Source organism: Alloalcanivorax profundimaris (genome assembly GCF_015265435.1).
GTDB lineage: Bacteria > Pseudomonadota > Gammaproteobacteria > Pseudomonadales > Alcanivoracaceae > Alloalcanivorax > Alloalcanivorax profundimaris.
Map to the genome: position 1 here is coordinate 1 of NZ_JABJWH010000017.1, position 13,854 is coordinate 13,854.

The window sequence follows — 13,854 nt, forward strand, 5'->3', positions numbered from 1 at the left end:
GGGAGCCTACAGGGACGTACTTGCGGCGTTCCCGGAAGGGCGTCGCGCCCTGAGTCGCGCCCCGGCTGGAGCGAGACTTCCCGCTAAAGCGCGATGAACTTTTTTGGCCGTTCTTCAGGCATAAAAAAAGACCGCCCGATGGGCAGCCTTTTTAGGAAGAGTGGTGGGTCGTGAAGGATTCGAACCTTCGACCAATTGGTTAAAAGCCAACTGCTCTACCAACTGAGCTAACGACCCGCCGAATGAGGCGCAAATAATACGGATTTATTTCCCGATGACAAGGGTCTGAAGCGAATTTTTTACCGGATCAGCGATAGACCGTTGGATCTTTGACCAGCGCCTCCTCGAAGCCCTGGCGCCGCAGGCGGCAGCTGTCGCAGCGTCCGCAGGCGCGGCCGGCCTCGTCGGCCTGGTAGCAGGACACGGTCAGACCGTAGTCCAGGCCCAGATCGATGCCGCGGCGAATGATATCCGCCTTGGACAGGTGCATCAGGGGCGTGGCGATCTCGATGGGGTGGCCCTCCACCCCGGCCTTGGTGGCCAGCCTCGCCAGATTCTGGAAGGCATCGATGAATTCCGGCCGGCAGTCCGGGTAGCCGGAGTAATCCACCGCGTTGACGCCGATGAAGATGGCCTCGGCGTCCACCACCTCCGCCAGGCCCAGGGCCAGGGACAGGAACACGGTGTTGCGGGCCGGCACATAGGTCACCGGAATGCCGTCGCCGCCCTCCTCCGGCACTTCGATGTCGTGGTCGGTAAGCGCCGAGCCACCGATGGTGCCCAGGCCCAGCTCGATGACCCGGTGGGATTCGGCGCCCAGGGCCGCGGACACGCGGGCGGCGGCGTCCAGCTCCGAGCGGGTGCGCTGGCCATAGTCGAAGGCGATGGTGTGGCAGCGGTAGCCCCGGTCGCGGGCAATGGCCAGGCAGGTGGCGGAATCCAGGCCACCGGAAAGCAATACCACGGCGGTATTCATGTGGGTTCTCCTCATTGGCGGTTCGGTGGCGGCCCGCGTGAGTTTGCGGACCGGCCCGCTATCGCGGCTGAAGCGGTACGCCGCCCGGCCGCTCCTACAGGATTACGCTCAGCGCCCCTGGGCGTCGTTCCAGAGCAATTTATGCAATTGCAGCTGGAAGCGCACGGGCAGGCGGTCGGCGACGATCCAGTCCGCCAGTTCGGCGCCGTCCAGTTGCCCGTGCACCGGCGAGAACAGCACGTCGGAAACCCGCTCCGCCAGGCCGTGCTGGTCCAGCATGAACCGGGCCCAGTCATAGTCGCGGCGGTGAGCGAGCACGAACTTCACCTGGTGGTGGGGGCGCAGATGGGCAATGTTGTCCAGGCGGTTGTTGTGCTGCTCGCCGGAGCCCGGCGCCTTCAGGTCCATGACCACCGACACGCGCTCGTCCACCGGCGCGATGTCCATGGCGCCGCCGGTTTCCAGGCTCACTTCGTAGCCCTTGTCGCACAGGGCGGTGAGCAGCGGCAAACAGTTGGGCTGGGCCAGCGGCTCACCGCCGGTGACCGTCACGTAGCGGGCGCCGCGCCGGTCCACGTCCTCGAGGATGCGCTCCAGGGTCCACTTCTCACCGCCCTGGAAGGCGTACTCGGTGTCGCACCAGACGCAGCGCTGCGGGCAGCCGGTGAGGCGCACGAACACGGTGGGACGGCCCACGGTGCGGGCTTCGCCTTGCAGGGAATGGAAGATTTCGGTGAGACGCAGTTCCACGGTGGTTCCGGGCTTGGGGACTGGGTCGGGGATTCTAGGGCCTGAGGCGGTGAAATGATAGGTCGCGGCCAAAGCGGAGCGCTTCAGCCGCGGTCGGCGTTTCAGTCGTCGCCAAGCTGCTTGAGCATGGACTTCGCCATCTCGGATTCGGAGGCGTCCGGGAACTGCTTGATCAGCTTGTGCAGCGTGACCTTGGCCTTGGCGGTGTCGCCGCCCTTGGCCTGCAGGCCGGCCAGCTTGTAAAGGCTGGTGGGCGCGCGGCTGTGGTTCGGATAATCATCCACCACGGTCTGGAACTGCTCGCGGGCCTTGTCCAGTTGCGGTTTCTTCTGGTTGCTGTAGACCTCGCCCAGCCAGAAGTGGGCGTGGGCACGGAACTGCCCCTCGGGAAAGGTCTCGAGGTAGTCCTCGAAGGCGGTGGCCGCGGCGTCGAAATCCCGCTCCAGCAATTTGCCACGGGCTTCGGAATAGGCGGCGCGATCCGCTTCCGGGTCGGCGGGGGCGGCGTCGTTGCCACCGTCGTCACCGGCCTCGGCGTCGGTCTGGGGCGCGCTCTTGGTCTGATCGACCAGCGCGTTGATACGCGTGTCCAGGTCCAGGTAACGCTCGCGCTCGGCGGCCTTGAGACGGTCCACCTCGTGGCGCAGCTCTTCCACCTGACCCTGCAGATTCTGGATTTGACGTTCGTACTGCTCCATCTGCTGCATCAGCACATAGAGGCCATCGTTGCCACCCTGGGCGCCGCTGGCGGCGGCCGGGCCCTGGCCGTCGGAGGAGCCACGCTCCTCGACGACCAGGGGACCGGTGCTCTGCGCCTGGCCGAGCACCGGGCCGGCAAGCAGGAGCGCCAGGGCGGCGCGCTTGAATACCTGCTTGAACCGCATCATCGGTTACGGACGGCCGGCGGTGTAGTTGAGCACCACGCGACGGTTCTTGGCCCAGTCCATTTCGCTGTGACCGAACGCGGCGGGTTTCTCTTCGCCGTAGGCCACGGTGTTGATCTGGGAAGCGCTCACGCCCTGCACGCGCAGGAACTTCTCGACCGCCTCGGAACGACGCTCGGACAGAGCCACGTTGTACTCGCGGGTACCGCGCTCATCGGCGTGACCTTCCAGACGCACCTTGGCGTTCGGGTTTTCCTTCAGGTATGCGGCGTGGGCGCGCAGGGTTTCGAACGCGGCGGCCGGCACGGTGTTGCTGTCGAACGCGAAGTAGATCACGCGGGTATCGGTGGTACCGTCGTAGTTGGACGGGTGGTTATGGAAGTTGTCGGCGGTCAGCGGAATGGAGCTGGTTTCCGGCTTGGCCGGCTCGGGACGCTCCACCGGCTGGGTGGGAGTGGTTTGAGTTTCCTGCGGCATGGTGTCCGTGGAAGAAGTGTCTTCCTCGGTGGGGGTGCTGGAACACGCCGCCAGCAAGCCTGCAAGAATCACGGCGAAAAACGGATTGATGAATGAACGCATACGAAAACTCCTATTGATTTCCGGTATTGGACTCTGAGATCCGTTCAGAGGAACGGCGACCAGGCCGGTTCCCTGACTTCCCCTTCCTTCGACGGGAGCTCCACCTTCACTCTCCCGTCGACGGACACGGCTTGCAGGACCCCCGTACCCCGGTGTTGCGTCCCGTAAATTATCATACTTCCATTAGGGGCAACACTGGGCGATTCATCCATATTGGTCTGGGTCACAATATCGAATGTACCGCGTTGGAGATCCTGCACACCGACGTGGAATGACCCGTTACGCCGGTGTACATAAACCAGATAGCGACCGTCCGGGGTAACGTCCGGGCGGGCGTTGTAGGCCCCCTCGAAGGACACCCGGCGGGTCGACTTGTCGTGCACGTTGAGCTCATAGATCTGCGGCCCGCCGGAACGGCTGGACGTGAACACCAGGTGGTCGCCGTCGGGCATCCAGCGCGGCTCGGTGTCGATGCCGTAATGGTTGGTGAGCCGTTCCAGGGCACCGTTGTTCAGATCCAGGGTGTAGATCTCCGGGTTGCCGTCCTTGGACAGGGTGATCGCCAGCTTCTGGCCGTTCGGCGACCAGGTCGGCGCGCCGTTGATGCCCTGGTACTGGGCCACCACCCGGCGCTCGGCGCTGCCCAGGTCGTGCACGTAAATCTTGGGCAGGCCATCGCCCTCGAAGGAGACATAAGCAATCTTCGAGCCATCCGGTGACCAGGACGGGCTCATGATCGGCTCGCGGCTGCGCACGATGGTGTGCACCCGGGCGCCGTCGGCGTCGGCGTACTGCAATTGGTAGGGTCGATCAGCGCGACGGTTGTGGGTCACGTACAGAATCTTGGTGGAGAAGGCGCCCTGGATGCCGGTGAGCTCCTCGTAGATGCGGTCGGAGATGGCGTGGGCCACGTCGCGCAGTTGCGACGCCGGCGGCCGGTAGCTCTCGGTCAGCAGCTGTTTCTCCCGGGCCACGTCATAGAGGCCGTAGCGCACTTCATAGGCACCGGTTTCGGTGGCCTTGACGCTGCCCACCACCACGTACTCCTGATCAAGCACGCGGAAGTCCCGGTAGCTGAGCTGGTCGGCGCTGGTCGGCCGGCTCAGCATGTCGCCGGGTTGCAGGGTCTTGAACTGGCCGCTGCGGTGCAGGTCGGCGCGCACGATGTCGGAGATGTTCTCCGGGGCGTCGTCGGCGCCGCCGAACGGCACCACGGCGATGGGCACGGCATCCACCCGGCCCTCGGTGATCTGGATCAGAAGTTCGGCGCGGGCGGCCAGAGCCAACATGGACAGGGCCATGACGGCGGCGGCGCGGGCGGCGATGGATCGGACCTTGTTAACTCGCATCATTGCACATCCCTGGGACTGAAAACGATCACGAAAGTACGGAACTGCTCGAACAGCTTGCCCTCGGGCACGGGCAGCGGACTGGCCAGCTCCACGGCATTCACCAGCGACTCATCGAAATTGGGATAACCGCTGGACTTGGCGACCTGCACATTGACCACCTCGCCGCCGGGGATCACCCGGATCCGCACCCGCACGCTCAAATCGTCACGGTCGCGGTAGTTGCCGGGAATCCGCCAGCGCTGGGAAATGGCGTTGCGGATGGCGTCCTCATAGCTGGCGGTTTCCTCGGTGACGTCGCTGTCCGCCGGGCCGGAACCCGGGTTCTCCGCCACCTGCTCGCGCTTCTTGCGCGCCATTTCCAGCTCTTCCTCGGCCATCAGCTCTTCCATGCTCGGCTGCTCGAATTCCGGGGCGGGCTCGGCTTTCTGTTCCGGTTCCGGTTCCGGTTCCGGCTCGGGCTTAGGCTCCGGCTTGGGTTTCGGCTTGGGCTCGGGTTCCGGCTTCGGCTTGGGCTCGGGTTTCGGTTCCGGTTTAGGCTCCGGCTTCGGCTTGGGCGTCGGCTCGGGTTTCGGCTCCGGCTTGGGCTCGGGTTTCGGTTCCGGTTTAGGCTCCGGCTTCGGCTCGGGTTTCGGCTCCGGCTTCGGCTCGGGTTTCGGCTCCGGCTTGGGCTCTGGCTTCGGTTCCGGCGTTTTCTCCTGAACCGGTTTCTGGTCCTTTTCTTCCCGGGCCGGGGCGGTGTTGGCGTCCGGCGCCCGCCGGGTCTCCTCCATCACCGTGGCCATCACATGGGGCGGTATTTCCGGCGGACGGCGCAACTCCGGGTCCGACGACCAGGTGAACACCATCAACCCCAGCACCACCAGGTGCAGCAGGGCCGAGAAACCAACCGCGACGCCCCGATCGCTCATGAACGCCCCGGGGGCTCCGTGACCAGCCCCAGGTTGGTGACGCCGGCTTGCTGCAGCTCGGACATCAGCACCACCACCTTGCCGTAGGGCACGTTCTGGTCGCCTTCCACCAGGAACAGGGTCTTGGGGTTCTGCTTGCGGATGGTCAGCACGTGGCCCTTGACCGTTTCCAGGCTGGACGCCTGACGGCCGCCGTCCTCGCCCACGTTGATGTGGTAGCTGCCGTCGGCGCGCACCGTGATCAGCACCGGCTCGTCCTTATTGGCGATCGGCGCGCTGTCGGTTTGCGGCAGATCCACGGACACGCCCTGGGTCATCATCGGCGCGGTGGCCATGAAGATCACCAGCAGCACCAGCATCACGTCGATGTAGGGCACCACGTTGATGTCGGCCATCATCTTGCGCGGTTTGCGAACTCGTACGCCACTCATGGTCGTCTCCCCGGGGCTCAATTGTCCCGGCCGTGGGCCTGGCGGTGCAGCACCGAGGAAAACTCCTCGGCGAACACTTCACAATCGCCCACCAGGGATTCGGACTGGGCCGCGTAGCGGTTATAGGCCATCACCGCCGGAATCGCCGCGAACAGGCCCATGGCCGTGGCCACCAGGGCCTCGGCGATGCCCGGCGCCACCACGCTGAGGGTGGCCTGGCTCACGTTGGCCAGGGCGCGGAAGGAATTCATGATGCCCCACACGGTGCCGAACAGGCCGATGTAGGGGCTGGTGGAGCCCACCGTGGCCAGGAACGGCAGGTGTTTGGTCAGCCGCGACTGCTCGCGCTGCAGGGCCACGCGCATGGAGCGCTGGGCGCCTTCCATGATGGCGTCCGGGCCGCGGGTGCTCTTGGACAACCGCACGAATTCCTGGAAGCCGGCGCGGAATACCGCCTCGCTGGCGGAATCCGGATTGGGCTTCTTGCGCACCTGGTTATAAAGGCTGGACAGATCCTCGCCGGACCAGAACTTTTCCTCGAAGGCGCGATCGGCGCGGCGCGCGCGGCCCAGGATCCGGTAGCGGTTGACGATCATGTACCAGGAAATAAGAGAGGCCAGCAGCAATACCGCCATCACCGCCTGGACCACCGGCCCGGCATTGGTGACTAGCGACAGGATCGACATGCTGGACGATGCGTCATCCATTTACCCCAACTCCTCGACTTGAGCCTTGAACTTTGCAAACAAGGGCTTCGGCAGTGCCTTGGGCTTGATGCCGTCGGCGCTGACGCAGGCCACCTTGATCTCCGCCTCGCACAGCGGTTCCCCGTTCCGGGTCACCGTTTGGGCGAACAGCAGGGTGGCGCGGCCCAGGTGCGTCAAACGGGCGCTCACCCGCAGGTCATCGTCGATCCGGCCGGGCTTGTGGTAGCGCACCTGGCAGGAATGCACGACGAACTGAAAATTCTCTTCCGCCAGGGCGTAGTGCTGATACCCCAGCGAGCGCATGAATTCGGTTCTCGCCCGCTCCATGAACTTCAGGTAGTTCACGTAGTAGACGATGCCACCGGCGTCAGTGTCTTCGATGTAGACGCGAACGGGTAGGACGAATTCCGAAGTTGGCGAAGATTTTGCACTCATTTAAACAAATCACCTTCCCGGGCCGGGCCTTGCAGGCCGAAATGACGCCAGGCGTGGTTGGTGACCAGGCGCCCGCGCGGGGTGCGCTGAATGAAGCCCTGCTGAATCAGGTAGGGCTCCACCACTTCTTCCAGGGTGCCGGCGTCCTCGTTGAGAGCGGCGGCCAGGGAGTCCAGCCCCACCGGGCCGCCGTCGAATTTGTGCATCATCATGTTCAGCAGCCGGCGGTCGGTGCCGTCCAGGCCGTGGCTGTCCACTTCCAGCATGTCCAGGGCGCTTTCCGCCACCGGGCCGGTGATGCGGCCGTCGCCTTTCACTTGGGCATAGTCGCGCACCCGGCGCAGCAGGCGGTTGGCGATGCGCGGCGTGCCCCGGGCGCGGCGCGCCACCTCGCTGGCGCCCTCGTCGTCCACCGGGATGGCGAGAATCTCGCAGGAACGGGCGACAATGCGCGCCAGGTCATCGACGCTGTAGAACTCCAGACGCTGGACGATGCCGAAGCGGTCGCGCAGCGGCGCGGTGAGCAGGCCGGCGCGGGTGGTGGCGCCCACCAGGGTGAACGGCGGCAGGTCCAGCTTGATGGAGCGGGCCGCCGGCCCCTCGCCGATCATGATGTCGAGCTGGTAGTCCTCCATGGCGGGATAGAGGATCTCCTCCACCACCGGCGAGAGCCGGTGAATCTCGTCCACGAACAGGACGTCGCCGTCTTCCAGGTTGGTGAGGATGGCGGCCAGGTCACCGGCTTTTTCCAGCACCGGGCCGGAGGTGGTCTTCAGTTCCGACCCCATTTCCCGGGCGATGATGTGCGCCAGGGTGGTCTTGCCCAGCCCCGGCGGGCCGAAGATCAGGGTGTGGTCGAGGGCTTCGCCGCGCCCGCGGGCGGCGTCGATGAAGATCTCCAGCCGCTCGCGGACCTTCGGCTGGCCGTGGTAGTCCGCCAGGCTGGCGGGACGGATGGCGCGGTCCTGCTGGTCCTCGCGGCTGTCCACGGAATCGGCGGCGATCAGGCGGTCATTGTCCATGGGCATTTACCTTGCCAGAGTTCGCAGGGCCCGGCGAATCAGGCCCTCGCTGCCGGTTTCGCCCTCGTCGGCGGCGCGACCCACGGCGGCGGCCGCCTCCTTGTTGCGGTAGCCCAGCGCCTCCAGGGCGGCGATGGCGTCGGCGCGGGCGTCCGGCGGCCCGTCCACGGCCACCGGCCCGGGCAGATCGGCCGGCCCGCCTTCCAGCTTATCCAGCCGGTCGGTCATTTCGATGACCAGCCGCTCGGCGGTCTTCTTGCCGATGCCCGGCACCTTCACCAGGGAGGTGGTGTCCTGGTCGCGGATGCAGGCGGCCAGCCGGTCCGCCTCGATGCCGGACAGAATCGCCAGCGCCATCTTCGGCCCCACGCCATTGACCTTGATCAGGCTGCGGAACAGCTCGCGCTCGTAACGGCTGGCGAAGCCGAACAGCAGCTGGGCGTCCTCGCGCACCACGAAGTGGGTGTGCAGCAGCAGCTCGCCGCCGGTCTCCGGCAGGTCGTAGAACACCGTCATCGGCGCTTCCACTTCGTAGCCCACGCCGCCCACGTCCAGCAGCAGCTGGGGCGGACGTTTCTCGATCAGCTTGCCTTTCAATTGTCCGATCATGGCCGTTCGATCACCGTATCCGTCCGCGCCGCACCGCCGTGGCGCCGCCCAGCCGCGCCAGCGACACGCGCATGTGCGCGTGGCACAGGGCGATGGCCAGGGCGTCGGCGGCGTCCGACTGCGGTCGTTTGTCCAGTTTCAGCAGGTGACGCACCATTTCCGCCACCTGCACTTTTTCCGCGCCACCGCGCCCCACCACCGCCTGTTTCACCTGGCGGGCGGAATACTCGAACACCGGCACGCCGCCCTGCACCACCGCGGTGAGCGCGGCGCCACGGGCCTGGCCGAGTTTGAGCGCGGAATCCGGGTTGCGGGCCATGAACACCTTCTCGATGCCCACTTCGTCGGGCCGGTGCAGGGCGATCACCTGGCGCAGCCCGGCGAAGATTTCCCCCAGCCGTGGCGCCATCTCGCTGCCGCGGGTGCTGATGGTACCGAAGTCCACCACCGTGGAACGGTTGCCCACCTGTTCAATGATCCCGTAGCCGGTGTGGCGCGAGCCGGGGTCGATGCCCATCAGAATGGTCATGGTGCGCCTGTGGCCGCTCTATAAAAAAGGCAGGTCTATCTAACCTGCCTGCTGTTCTTATGTCCAGTGGAAGCGGTATCGCGGCCGAAGCCGCGATGGTTATTCCTCGTCCGGCCAGTTGGCGTTGGTGTAGACGTTCTGGACGTCGTCCAGGTCTTCCAGGTGGTCGATCATCTTGGCCACGGTCTCGGCGGTGTCCGCGTCCATGTCGGCGCGGGTGGAGGGACTCATGGTGACCTCGGAATCCACCGGCTCCAGGCCGGCCTCGCGCAGGGCGTCCACCACGTCGCCGAAGCTGCGGTCCGGGGCGGTGATCACCAGGTAGCTGCCGTCGTCGTTCTCTTCCACGTCCTCGGCGCCGGCTTCCAGGGCCGCTTCCATGAGCTTGTCCTCTTCCACCCCGGGCTCGAAGAAGATCTCGCCGCGCTTGGTGAACAGGAAGGCCACCGAGCCGCTGGTGCCCAGGTTGCCGCCGAACTTGGAGAACGCGTGACGCACCTCGGAGACGGTGCGGTTGACGTTGTCGGTCATGGTTTCCACCAGTACCGCCACGCCGTTCTTGCCGTAGCCCTCGTAGGTGATCTCCTCCATGTTGGCGCCGTCGTCGCCGCCCACGCCGCGCTTGATGGCCCGATCGATGGTGTCCTTGGTCATGTTGTTGCCAAGGGCTTTGTCCACCGCCGCGCGCAGACGCGGGTTGTCGTTGATCTCCGCGCCGCCCATGCGGGCGGCCACGGTGATCTCGCGGATCAGCTTGGTGAAGATCTTGCCCCGCTTGGCGTCCTGCGCCGCCTTACGGTGCTTGATATTGGCCCATTTACTATGACCTGCCATGGCCGCTCCTATTTACTTGTCGTCTTTGCGAACCTGGATACCCACTTCGCGCAGCTGCTGATTGTCCACCGGCGACGGCGCGTCGGTCATCAGGCAGGCGGCGGTCTGGGTTTTCGGGAAGGCGATCACGTCACGGATCGACTCGCCGCCGGTCATCAGCATCACCATGCGGTCCAGGCCAAAGGCCAGGCCGCCGTGGGGCGGCGCGCCGTACTTGAGGCCGTCCAGCAGGAAGCCGAATTTCTCGTCCGCTTCCTGGTCGCTGATGCCCAGCGCCTCGAACACCGCCCGCTGCATGTCCGGGCGGTGGATACGGATCGAACCGCCGCCCAGCTCGGTGCCGTTGAGCACCATGTCGTAGGCCCGGGACAGGGCGCCTTCCGGGTTGGTCTTGAGCTCCTCCGGATCGCACTTGGGCATGGTGAACGGGTGGTGCAGCGCGTAGTAACGGCCGTCCTCCTCCTCGAACATGGGGAAGTCCACCACCCACAGCGGCGCCCAGTCGCCCTCGGCCAGGCCGCGCTCGTGGCCGACCTTGACGCGCAGCGCGCCGATCGCCTCGTTGACGATTTTCGCCTTGTCGGCGCCGAAGAAGATCAGGTCGCCGGTGGCGGCGCCGGTGCGCTCGAGAATGCCCTGGATCGCCTCCTCGGTGAGGAACTTGAGGATCGGCGACTGCAGGCCCTCGGCGCCGGCATCCAGGTCGTTGACCTTGATGTAGGCCAGCCCCTTGGCGCCATAGATGCCCACGAACTTGGTGTACTCGTCGATTTCCTTGCGCGACAGATCGCCGCCGCCGGGCACCTTCATGGCCACCACCCGGCCTTTCGGGTCCTTGGCCGGGCCGGCGAACACCTTGAACTCCACCCCGTCCATCAGATCGGCGATGTCGATCAGCTCCAGGGGTACGCGCAGGTCCGGCTTGTCGGAACCATAGCGGCGCATGGCCTCTTCATAGGTCATGCGCGGGAATTCCGGCAGCGCCACGTCGAGCAGGTCCTTGAACACGCTCTTCACCATGGACTCGGTGATCGCCATGATGTCGTCCTCCTCCACGAAGGAAGCTTCCAGGTCGATCTGGGTGAATTCCGGCTGGCGGTCGGCGCGCAGGTCCTCGTCGCGGAAGCACTTGGCGATCTGATAGTAGCGGTCGAAGCCGGCCACCATCAGAAGCTGCTTGAACAGCTGCGGCGACTGCGGCAGCGCGAAGAAACTGCCGGCGTGGGTACGGCTGGGCACCAGATAGTCGCGGGCGCCCTCCGGGGTGGCGCGGGTCAGGATCGGCGTTTCCACGTCCATGAAGCCCTGGCCTTCCAACTGGGCGCGCACCGCGTGGGTAAGCCGCGAGCGGAACTGGAAGCGCTTCAGCGCCTCCGGACGGCGCAGGTCCAGATAGCGGTACTTGAGGCGCACCTCCTCGCCGGCGGCGGAGTATTCATCCAGCTCGAACGGCGGCGTCTGGGCCTCGTTGAGGATCGTCAGGCTCTTGCCCAGCACCTCGATGTCGCCGGTGCCCATGCGCGGATTACGGACCGCTTCGTCGCGCAGGCGCACCCGGCCTTCCAGTTGCAGCACGTACTCGCCGCGCACCTTGTCGGCCAGGGCGAAGGCGTCCTCGGTGTCCGGATCGAACACCACCTGCACCAGGCCGGTGCGGTCGCGCACATCCAGGAAGATCACCCCACCGTGGTCGCGGCGGCGGTGCACCCAGCCACACAACCGTACCGTTTCCCCGTCGTGGGAGGCCCGCAAATCACCGCAATAATGGCTTCGCATTTCCACTGTCCGTCGTTGTATCCGATGAGACCACCGCCGGGCGCCGCCGGGGGTGGCTGAAAAGGCGGCCTAGTATAGCGATTCAGGGTTGGCCCTGCTAACCCCGCTCATGGCCGCCGTGTTCCGTGCCAATCCGTGCCGAAACACACAAAAAATAGGGTCTCCACGCCTTGTACCGGGGTTTTGCTTGGCATATAACTGGATGCGCACCGAATCAGTGGTGCCGCCGGGCCACGCGGCCCCGGGGCGCTCCTGACAGGCAAGCGAACATTCATTCATCGCAGGAAGTCACCAACCTAAGGGGTAAGCGATCCTATGGCTGCAAAGAAAAAAGCGGCGAAGAAGGCCGCCACGGCATCCACCACCCGTCGGGTCAAGGCCATCGCCGATCCGATGACCAAGTCCCAGATGATCACCCAGATCAGCGACAAGACCGGACTCACCAAGAAAGACGTCAACGGCGTTTTCGATGAGCTGACCGAGATCATGGAAGGTCACCTCAAGAAGCGTGGCGGCGCCGGCCAGTTCACCATGCCGGGCCTGTTCAAGGCGGTCACCCAGAAGAAGCCGGCCACCAAGGCGCGCAAGGGCATCAACCCGTTCACCGGCGAGGAAACCACTTTCGCCGCCAAACCGGCGCGCACCGTGGTCAAGGTTCGCCCGCTCAAGAAACTCAAGGATATGGCGCAGTAACGCGGAGCCGGGCCGGCGTCCGCGCCGGCCCGGGAATCCCCGCCGGCGCCCCATCACACCGCCCGCCATCCATTCCGGCACCCACCCCCGCCCACCGCCAGACGGTGTCAATCGGATCGTCCCGCACCTATAATCTCCGCCCCCGAATCATCAGGCTGGACCAAGGTATTTCCATGGCTGAACGCAAGGACAAACAAAAAGTCATCGGCGAACCGATGACCGACGAGCAGATCAAGGTGTTCCTGGACTTCCCGCCGGAGGACGGCGAGAACCCGGATTTCCACGTCCTGCTCAAGGCCTACCGCGCCCTGCGCGTGGAAGACTTCGAACGCTTCGTGGCCTTTTTCCAGGAACAGGGCCGCGACATCCGCGCCACCGATCCCCAGGGCCGCACCCTGCTGGACATCGTGCGCGGCCACGGCAAGAGCGAACCGTTCATCGCCATCCTGGAGCGGGCCGGCGCCTGACCCGGGCCGGGAACACCATGGGCTTTTATAGCGAACGGATCTTTCCGCCGCTGCTGGATCGCGCCACCCGGCCCCTGTACCGGGACCGCCAGCGCCTGATCGGCCGCGCCCGCGGCCGGGTGCTGGAAATCGGCGTCGGCAACGGCGCCAACCTGCCGCTGTACGGCGACGCCGCCACCGAGATCCACGGCCTGGAGCCGGAAGCCGGCCTGCTGGAACGGGCCGGCCGTGCCCGCGCCGCCGCCCCGGCCCCGGAGCGCTTCCATCTGCTGCAAGGCGACGCCCACCACCTGCCCTACCCGGACGGCCACTTCGACACCGTGGTGGCCTGCCTGGTGCTCTGCACCATCCCCGACCCGGCCCGCGCCGCCCGGGAAATGCGCCGCGTGCTCGCCGACCACGGCGAACTGCTGGTGCTCGAGCACGTCGCCAGCCACCGCCCCCGGGTGCACCGCTGGCAACGCCGGCTCAACCCGGTATGGCGCCACCTGGCCTGCGGCTGCCAGCTCGACCGCCCCACCGCCGACACCCTCGCCGCCGCCGGCTTCGACCTCACCGACACCCGCGTCTTCGACCACCCCAAGATCCCCGGCCTGATCCAGGAATTCCTCGAAGGCACCGCCAAACCCCGATAACCGCCCCTGCCGCCAACACCATACCGGCGGTTTCATACCCCGCATTTCGATACCATCGAGGCATGCATCCAGCGCCCGGAAAGGAGCATAGCCGCCGAAGTTAACCTCGGAGCGTCCAGGTGTGGCCCCCTTTCCGGGACCCTGTCAAACAGGATGTTTGACCGGGAGCCCCCATGGACGGGTTCACGGCGTTCCCGGAAAGGGGGCCACACCTGGACGCGCCCCTCTGGAGAGAGCAACAGCCCTCCGAGAAGTCCGCTGCGACAA

At 65.7% G+C, this 13,854-nt stretch carries 17 protein-coding genes and 1 tRNA gene; 3 read left to right on the plus strand and 15 right to left on the minus strand.

All coding sequences use genetic code 11. From position 1 onward, the window contains the following. Positions 1–161: 161 nt before the first annotated feature. The 15 genes from HMJ39_RS10095 to aspS form a co-directional block, all read right to left on the minus strand. Positions 162–237 (minus strand) — tRNA-Lys (locus tag HMJ39_RS10095). 70 nt (positions 238–307) lie between these two features. Next, positions 308–976 carry a 7-cyano-7-deazaguanine synthase QueC gene (queC, locus tag HMJ39_RS10100; protein ID WP_194297217.1) on the minus strand — a complete coding sequence of 223 codons (669 nt, stop codon included), beginning with the start codon at positions 974–976 and terminating at the stop codon, positions 308–310. Positions 977–1,084: 108 nt separating this feature from the next. Next, on the minus strand, positions 1,085–1,726 hold the full coding sequence (gene queE / locus HMJ39_RS10105; RefSeq protein ID WP_161384518.1) for a 7-carboxy-7-deazaguanine synthase QueE: 642 nt from the start codon (positions 1,724–1,726) through the stop codon (positions 1,085–1,087). A 101-nt stretch (positions 1,727–1,827) separates the two neighbouring features. Further along, on the minus strand, positions 1,828–2,613 hold the full coding sequence (ybgF, locus tag HMJ39_RS10110) for a tol-pal system protein YbgF (protein ID WP_228462281.1): 786 nt from the start codon (positions 2,611–2,613) through the stop codon (positions 1,828–1,830). A 3-nt stretch (positions 2,614–2,616) separates the two neighbouring features. Then, the gene (pal, locus tag HMJ39_RS10115) at positions 2,617–3,189 is read right to left on the minus strand and encodes a peptidoglycan-associated lipoprotein Pal (RefSeq protein WP_161384519.1); all 573 of its coding nucleotides are present in this window, start codon (positions 3,187–3,189) and stop codon (positions 2,617–2,619) included. Positions 3,190–3,233: 44 nt separating this feature from the next. After that, a complete protein-coding gene (tolB, locus tag HMJ39_RS10120) occupies positions 3,234–4,490 on the minus strand; it encodes a Tol-Pal system beta propeller repeat protein TolB (protein ID WP_228462282.1) in 1,257 nt (418 codons plus the stop codon). Between the two features lie 47 nt (positions 4,491–4,537). Next, complete coding sequence (gene tolA / locus HMJ39_RS10125; RefSeq protein ID WP_194297218.1) at positions 4,538–5,449, minus strand: cell envelope integrity protein TolA; 912 nt, start codon at positions 5,447–5,449, stop codon at positions 4,538–4,540. Then, positions 5,446–5,880, minus strand: a complete 435-nt coding sequence (tolR, locus tag HMJ39_RS10130; RefSeq protein ID WP_161384521.1) for a protein TolR — start codon at positions 5,878–5,880, stop codon at positions 5,446–5,448. The genes tolA and tolR overlap by 4 nt, the downstream gene beginning before the upstream one ends. Positions 5,881–5,897: 17 nt before the next feature. Further along, a complete protein-coding gene (gene tolQ / locus HMJ39_RS10135) occupies positions 5,898–6,587 on the minus strand; it encodes a protein TolQ (RefSeq protein WP_194297219.1) in 690 nt (229 codons plus the stop codon). Continuing rightward, positions 6,588–7,022, minus strand: a complete 435-nt coding sequence (ybgC, locus tag HMJ39_RS10140) for a tol-pal system-associated acyl-CoA thioesterase (protein WP_194297220.1) — start codon at positions 7,020–7,022, stop codon at positions 6,588–6,590. It abuts the gene before it with no gap. Beyond that, on the minus strand, positions 7,019–8,044 hold the full coding sequence (gene ruvB / locus HMJ39_RS10145; protein ID WP_194297221.1) for a Holliday junction branch migration DNA helicase RuvB: 1,026 nt from the start codon (positions 8,042–8,044) through the stop codon (positions 7,019–7,021). Before ruvB ends, ybgC begins: the two co-directional genes overlap by 4 nt. A 6-nt stretch (positions 8,045–8,050) precedes the next feature. Beyond that, the gene (gene ruvA, locus HMJ39_RS10150) at positions 8,051–8,653 is read right to left on the minus strand and encodes a Holliday junction branch migration protein RuvA (RefSeq protein WP_194297222.1); all 603 of its coding nucleotides are present in this window, start codon (positions 8,651–8,653) and stop codon (positions 8,051–8,053) included. A gap of 10 nt (positions 8,654–8,663) precedes the next feature. Beyond that, on the minus strand, positions 8,664–9,182 hold the full coding sequence (ruvC, locus tag HMJ39_RS10155; protein ID WP_194297223.1) for a crossover junction endodeoxyribonuclease RuvC: 519 nt from the start codon (positions 9,180–9,182) through the stop codon (positions 8,664–8,666). 99 nt (positions 9,183–9,281) lie between these two features. After that, positions 9,282–10,016 carry a YebC/PmpR family DNA-binding transcriptional regulator gene (locus HMJ39_RS10160; protein ID WP_161384527.1) on the minus strand — a complete coding sequence of 245 codons (735 nt, stop codon included), beginning with the start codon at positions 10,014–10,016 and terminating at the stop codon, positions 9,282–9,284. Positions 10,017–10,028: 12 nt separating this feature from the next. Beyond that, entirely contained in the window at positions 10,029–11,792 is a 1,764-nt protein-coding gene (aspS, locus tag HMJ39_RS10165) for an aspartate--tRNA ligase (protein ID WP_194297224.1), read from the minus strand. Positions 11,793–12,107: 315 nt separating this feature from the next. On the opposite strand from aspS, the gene HMJ39_RS10170 reads away from it, so the two are divergent. From HMJ39_RS10170 to HMJ39_RS10180, 3 genes are all read left to right on the plus strand, one after another. After that, positions 12,108–12,485 carry an HU family DNA-binding protein gene (locus tag HMJ39_RS10170; RefSeq protein ID WP_161384529.1) on the plus strand — a complete coding sequence of 126 codons (378 nt, stop codon included), beginning with the start codon at positions 12,108–12,110 and terminating at the stop codon, positions 12,483–12,485. Between the two features lie 173 nt (positions 12,486–12,658). Beyond that, positions 12,659–12,952: a PA4642 family protein gene (locus HMJ39_RS10175; protein WP_161384530.1), complete on the plus strand. Its 294-nt coding sequence runs from the start codon at positions 12,659–12,661 to the stop codon at positions 12,950–12,952. Positions 12,953–12,969: 17 nt separating this feature from the next. Next, positions 12,970–13,587: a class I SAM-dependent methyltransferase gene (locus HMJ39_RS10180; protein ID WP_161384531.1), complete on the plus strand. Its 618-nt coding sequence runs from the start codon at positions 12,970–12,972 to the stop codon at positions 13,585–13,587. The last annotated feature ends 267 nt before the right edge of the window (positions 13,588–13,854 follow it).

Bases quoted from the DNA above. Each gene is read 5' to 3' on its own strand.
- tolA (WP_194297218.1), bottom strand. From the start codon at position 5,449: ATGAGCGATCGGGGCGTCGCGGTTGGTTTCTCGGCCCTGCTGCACCTG.
- HMJ39_RS10180 (WP_161384531.1), top strand. From the start codon at position 12,970: ATGGGCTTTTATAGCGAACGGATCTTTCCGCCGCTGCTGGATCGCGCC.
- tolR (WP_161384521.1), bottom strand. From the start codon at position 5,880: ATGAGTGGCGTACGAGTTCGCAAACCGCGCAAGATGATGGCCGACATC.
- HMJ39_RS10170 (WP_161384529.1), top strand. From the start codon at position 12,108: ATGGCTGCAAAGAAAAAAGCGGCGAAGAAGGCCGCCACGGCATCCACC.
- aspS (WP_194297224.1), bottom strand. From the start codon at position 11,792: ATGCGAAGCCATTATTGCGGTGATTTGCGGGCCTCCCACGACGGGGAA.
- ybgC (WP_194297220.1), bottom strand. From the start codon at position 7,022: ATGAGTGCAAAATCTTCGCCAACTTCGGAATTCGTCCTACCCGTTCGC.
- ruvB (WP_194297221.1), bottom strand. From the start codon at position 8,044: ATGGACAATGACCGCCTGATCGCCGCCGATTCCGTGGACAGCCGCGAG.
- tolQ (WP_194297219.1), bottom strand. From the start codon at position 6,587: ATGGATGACGCATCGTCCAGCATGTCGATCCTGTCGCTAGTCACCAAT.
- ruvA (WP_194297222.1), bottom strand. From the start codon at position 8,653: ATGATCGGACAATTGAAAGGCAAGCTGATCGAGAAACGTCCGCCCCAG.
- ybgF (WP_228462281.1), bottom strand. From the start codon at position 2,613: ATGATGCGGTTCAAGCAGGTATTCAAGCGCGCCGCCCTGGCGCTCCTG.
- queC (WP_194297217.1), bottom strand. From the start codon at position 976: ATGAATACCGCCGTGGTATTGCTTTCCGGTGGCCTGGATTCCGCCACC.
- pal (WP_161384519.1), bottom strand. From the start codon at position 3,189: ATGCGTTCATTCATCAATCCGTTTTTCGCCGTGATTCTTGCAGGCTTG.
- HMJ39_RS10160 (WP_161384527.1), bottom strand. From the start codon at position 10,016: ATGGCAGGTCATAGTAAATGGGCCAATATCAAGCACCGTAAGGCGGCG.
- HMJ39_RS10175 (WP_161384530.1), top strand. From the start codon at position 12,659: ATGGCTGAACGCAAGGACAAACAAAAAGTCATCGGCGAACCGATGACC.
- tolB (WP_228462282.1), bottom strand. From the start codon at position 4,490: ATGGCCCTGTCCATGTTGGCTCTGGCCGCCCGCGCCGAACTTCTGATC.
- ruvC (WP_194297223.1), bottom strand. From the start codon at position 9,182: ATGACCATTCTGATGGGCATCGACCCCGGCTCGCGCCACACCGGCTAC.